Raw genomic sequence first — 3,841 nt, forward strand, 5'->3', positions numbered from 1 at the left:
CGCAGTTGGGCATCCTCGGACAGCAATGTCAGGTAGGGCGCCACCAACGCCCATTCGTCGTCGGAAACGTCAGAGGGATAGGGCTTGCGGGAACTCATGCCCCGCAGCCTGATCGTTACCCAGCCCTAGGTCTATAACAGCCTCTAGGTTGAGTGGACTCTAGAGACACCCGAAGGGCGCCGGGCGTAATTCAAGGTTAACTTTCAGAAGGTGGTGTTGGGCGTGCTGGACCGTTTGGTGTTGAGCGACGCGGCGTGGGACCGGATAGCCCCGCTGATCATCGGCCGGCCTGACCAGAAGGGTTCGACCGGCCGCGGCAACCGGATGCTCGTCGAAGGTGTATTGTGGATCGTGAGCACGGGCTCCCCCTGGCGCAACCTACCGGACGTCTTCGTCGACTGGAACAGCGTCTTCCTCCGTTTCAGCCGCTGGAGCCAGAAGGGCGTCCGGCGGTGGATCTTCGAGGCAATGTCGGACGATCCTGACTTCGAGTACCTGCTCGTCGACAGATCAGGTCCTTGGCCGCTCCCGCGGCCGGCTGGGCGAAGATCCACATGGCCGTGCGCGGCCTAGGGGCGCCGGTGCGCTTCGCCCTGACGGGTGGCCAGCGCGGCGACTGCCCCGAAGCCTACGCCCTGATAAGGTCTGCCTGCCCAGGCTGTGATGGCCGATACTGCCTACGATGCCGACCGCCTACGCCAGGCCGTCGCCAGCAAGGGCGCCCTGGCTGTCATCCCGAGCAACCCATCCAGCGCACGCAAACATCCTTTCGATAAGCATCACTACGCACAGCGCCATCTGATCGAGTGCTGCTTCAGCACGCTCAAGCAAATCCGCCGCGTCGCCACTCGTTTCGAAAAGACCGCGGAACTACCTCGCCATCATCACCCTCGCCGCCACCATCCTATGGCTTAAATAAGTGTCCACAGAACCTAAGGCCTGATCCTTCGATCTGCTGCGGAGGCAGTGGAAGGTGAGGCGAATGCTGACGGACGAATGGTGGGCGTTCTGGAGCCGTTCATCGAGGCCTGCCGCCCGCAGCGCAAAGCGCAACATCATCACCTGCGGCGCACAGTGGAGGCGATCATCTGGCGCTGCCAGAACGGCGCCGAGTGACGTGCCATGAACGAAAATCGCCCGGCAGGTTTACCCTGGCCGGGCGATTGGTCTGCTTGCTCCCCTCTACACCGGCCAGCCGGTGGCGATCCAATTAGGGCCCGTCATCACTTGGGGCGTTCACCACGCCGCCGCAGTAAGCACACTCTAACGGGGAGTGGTAAACGCCTCCTAAACGGTGACAAACAAAGTATCTGTTGGGTATCTGTCTTCATGGGGTCAGCCTTGCTGTGAGGGTAAAGACGCCTCCTGCGGGCTGTCCGGTCGTGCGGCGTAGCGTTAAACCATCTGCAATCTCTACAGCACGACCCCTAGCCAGCAAGCTATCCAGGATCTCAGCCATGCGATTCGAGACAACCTCGGCAACCTGCCTGCGCTGCCGGGCATCTACCCCGACCATGCGGCGCAGATAGTCCGAGCCGGCTCTGATGGCGTGCAGGAGATAGCGATGAGCCAGTGGCATGCCGTCGCCGGCGTTCGCACTACAGGGCAAGAAGACCGATCCGTACGTGGCCAATGTCCGCAATACAACGAGTCCCAACACGGCGTCAGCCAGCGCTGTGCAGAGGTGCGGGATGCCAGCGCATCAGCACGAAGCCGGCGAGCTTGAGGTGCTCCATCAGGCGTTCCGCGGCCAGGCTGGCGACCATCTGGCCGCCGGTCGGCCGCGGCTTGCCCCGGGCGTCGTAGCGCAGTGCGTAGGACAGCGCCTCGGTGATCTCGTCGGGGGTCGCGGCGATGAGATCGGTGGAGGGGATGGCAGGCGATTCTGACAGGGAGGGAGGGGCGACCATGGCCTGAACCTATCAGGGCAAAGGAACAAAGCAAGAACATTTCAAGGGGTGATGCGTTGCATCTGTTGCTGCTGCCCGTCGAGACCGATCCCGGCCGGCGTTCATCCTTTAGGCCTCTGGTGCCGGCGCCAGACAAGCGGCATGCAGCCAGGATGCCGTGCGATCCACTTGCTGTACCTGATCCCGCCGAGCTCGAGGCCATGGCAGCGCTGCTGGAAGCCAGCGGTCACTACCGTGTGCTGCGGCAGATCGAACCTTGTACCAATCAAGATTCCTGTGCGCGAGCCGACTTAACTGGGAATCCTGCTCGATCTGGACAAGCCGCTCCGGCTCGGCCAGTGCCCAGAGCAACATGTGCGTATCCAATAGCAAGCGCTTCAGCGCCCCTCGAAGCTAGCCAAAATGCCTTCGGAAGCGGAGCATTCAAATCAACCTGCACGGTGAAGTGGCCGGTCAGCCGGCCAGGGAAATGCTTTACGGTTGCCGGAGGTTTAGCGGTCCAAATTTTTGTAACGCACCCGAGCGGAGGCTCAGTGCACCAGACCGGCCGGCTGGTGCGTTGACTGGAGCTCATGCAACGCTGCTAGAACGCAAAGCCAACGATGCGCGGCCTCTTCGTCATTCCCCCTGGCAACCTCCAGGAGATGGTCGAAAATCTCGTTCTCGGCTTCGGACCCAAGTTCCTCTATCAAGATGAGGGCCGCCTGGAAGTGATCGCGAGTTAGGACAACCAGATTCTGTCGAGCCGTTCTCACCCGCATGACACTTCCGCATCCTGAACGATTGCGGATTGTCCTTCCGGAAGTTTGCCTTCTTCCATGGCGGTCAGCCGCGCGGCCGTGAGAATGGCTTTGCGGCCGCTGAACGAAAGGCTTGCCCACAGGTCTATCAACTCCTGACGCGCCCGCGCGGGCGGCTCGATAGGGGCTTCGATCAAGGTCCGAACTTCGTTGCCGACAAGGCGGGCAACTGGAATGGTTCGTAAGCGAGGCGGTTGAGCACGTCGACCAGGCATGGCTCAGTTCTCTCGGCGAGGCGGTGGAGCAAGATGTTGCTGGAGGGCCGAAAGTACCGTGGAACCAGGCCAACAGCGAACCGTCCCCTGGACGTCAGGAGACCTCGATCGAAAGGTCGGCGGCCAACGCAGCCGGCATAGTGGGCGTTACCACCTTAGGTTCAGGCAACGTCGTGACGCGAAGAAGCTCGGCTGTACGGAAAAGGATCTGAGCACAAGGTTCGCCGGAATGAGCCGCCTGGACCGCAAGATGTTCGAGCGCGACGATGGCGCCTTCGAGCTGCTGGAAGAAGGAGTTGAGCTGCGGCTGGATGGAGATCATGGCAGGGGACCTGGTTTTGCGCCCGTTACTCACGATTTTGTGAGCGCCCGATTTGTGCTGCAGCAACACGGTCGTAACAAGTTGAGATTTTGAGACTGAGAAAACGGTAACGAGATTTTGCTCGCAGGGAAAAATAAGCAAGCCCTGATAAATTGTTGTTATCATTTGATTTAACTTTTCAATATCGACAACATTAATTTTGATCCATGTATTTACTTTGCGAACGATCTGGTCGTTAAGGCCGAGCTTGAGGGCTTACAAAACTTACCAAGATGAGACGGCAGATGACCCCTTTTGATGAAGCGCTGCGTAGCGCTATCCGAATTGCCGTCGTGGAACAGCTCGGCGGCAGGTCGCTGACGCCGAGCCAGATCGCCGAAATCCGTTCCTCGCTCACCGACGTACTGCACCGGGCAATCCCGGCTGCCGGCGATCCAGTGCAGGACATCGCAATGCGTGCGGCTATTGCAGCCAACCTCGACGCAGTGCTGGCTGAGCTCGGCTACCACGATTAGGGCTAGAGGCTGTTATGGACCTGGGGTGAGTAGAGCGGCCTGTTTGAGCATGAGGCAGACGAAGGCGACGAGGTGGAGA

5 protein-coding genes and 1 pseudogene are annotated in these 3,841 nt (G+C 60.3%); 2 read left to right on the forward strand and 4 right to left on the reverse strand.

Going from position 1 to position 3,841, the window contains the following annotated elements:
• Positions 1-98: transposase (locus IBL26_RS25205; protein ID WP_367615509.1), on the reverse strand; the 98-nt coding region annotated here is incomplete at its 3' end.
• Positions 99-216: 118 nt separating this feature from the next.
• On the opposite strand from IBL26_RS25205, the pseudogene IBL26_RS25210 reads away from it, so the two are divergent.
• A pseudogene (locus IBL26_RS25210) lies at positions 217-919 on the forward strand (IS5 family transposase).
• Between the two features lie 745 nt (positions 920-1,664).
• Here IBL26_RS25210 and IBL26_RS25215 read toward each other — a convergent pair.
• The 3 genes from IBL26_RS25215 to IBL26_RS25225 all read right to left on the reverse strand — a co-directional run bounded on the left by IBL26_RS25215 (position 1,665) and on the right by IBL26_RS25225 (position 3,412).
• Positions 1,665-1,910, reverse strand: a complete 246-nt coding sequence (locus tag IBL26_RS25215; RefSeq protein ID WP_187787250.1) for a hypothetical protein — start codon at positions 1,908-1,910, stop codon at positions 1,665-1,667.
• A gap of 751 nt (positions 1,911-2,661) precedes the next feature.
• A complete protein-coding gene (locus IBL26_RS25220; protein ID WP_187787251.1) occupies positions 2,662-2,847 on the reverse strand; it encodes a hypothetical protein in 186 nt (61 codons plus the stop codon).
• Positions 2,848-3,019: 172 nt separating this feature from the next.
• Positions 3,020-3,412, reverse strand: coding sequence for a hypothetical protein (locus IBL26_RS25225; protein WP_187787253.1), 393 nt, complete (start codon positions 3,410-3,412; stop codon positions 3,020-3,022).
• Positions 3,413-3,531: 119 nt separating this feature from the next.
• On the opposite strand from IBL26_RS25225, the gene IBL26_RS25230 reads away from it, so the two are divergent.
• On the forward strand, positions 3,532-3,762 hold the full coding sequence (locus IBL26_RS25230; RefSeq protein ID WP_187787252.1) for a hypothetical protein: 231 nt from the start codon (positions 3,532-3,534) through the stop codon (positions 3,760-3,762).
• Positions 3,763-3,841 lie beyond the last annotated feature (79 nt).

Origin of the sequence: Teichococcus aerophilus, assembly GCF_014490485.1 — a bacterium.
GTDB classification, from domain to species: Bacteria; Pseudomonadota; Alphaproteobacteria; order Acetobacterales; family Acetobacteraceae; genus Pseudoroseomonas; species Pseudoroseomonas aerophila.

What these genes read in the sequence shown, in the direction of transcription:
- IBL26_RS25230 (WP_187787252.1), top strand. Translation starts at nt 3,532, where the DNA reads ATGACCCCTTTTGATGAAGCGCTGCGTAGCGCTATCCGAATTGCCGTC.
- IBL26_RS25225 (WP_187787253.1), bottom strand. Translation starts at nt 3,412, where the DNA reads ATGATAACAACAATTTATCAGGGCTTGCTTATTTTTCCCTGCGAGCAA.
- IBL26_RS25215 (WP_187787250.1), bottom strand. Translation starts at nt 1,910, where the DNA reads ATGGTCGCCCCTCCCTCCCTGTCAGAATCGCCTGCCATCCCCTCCACC.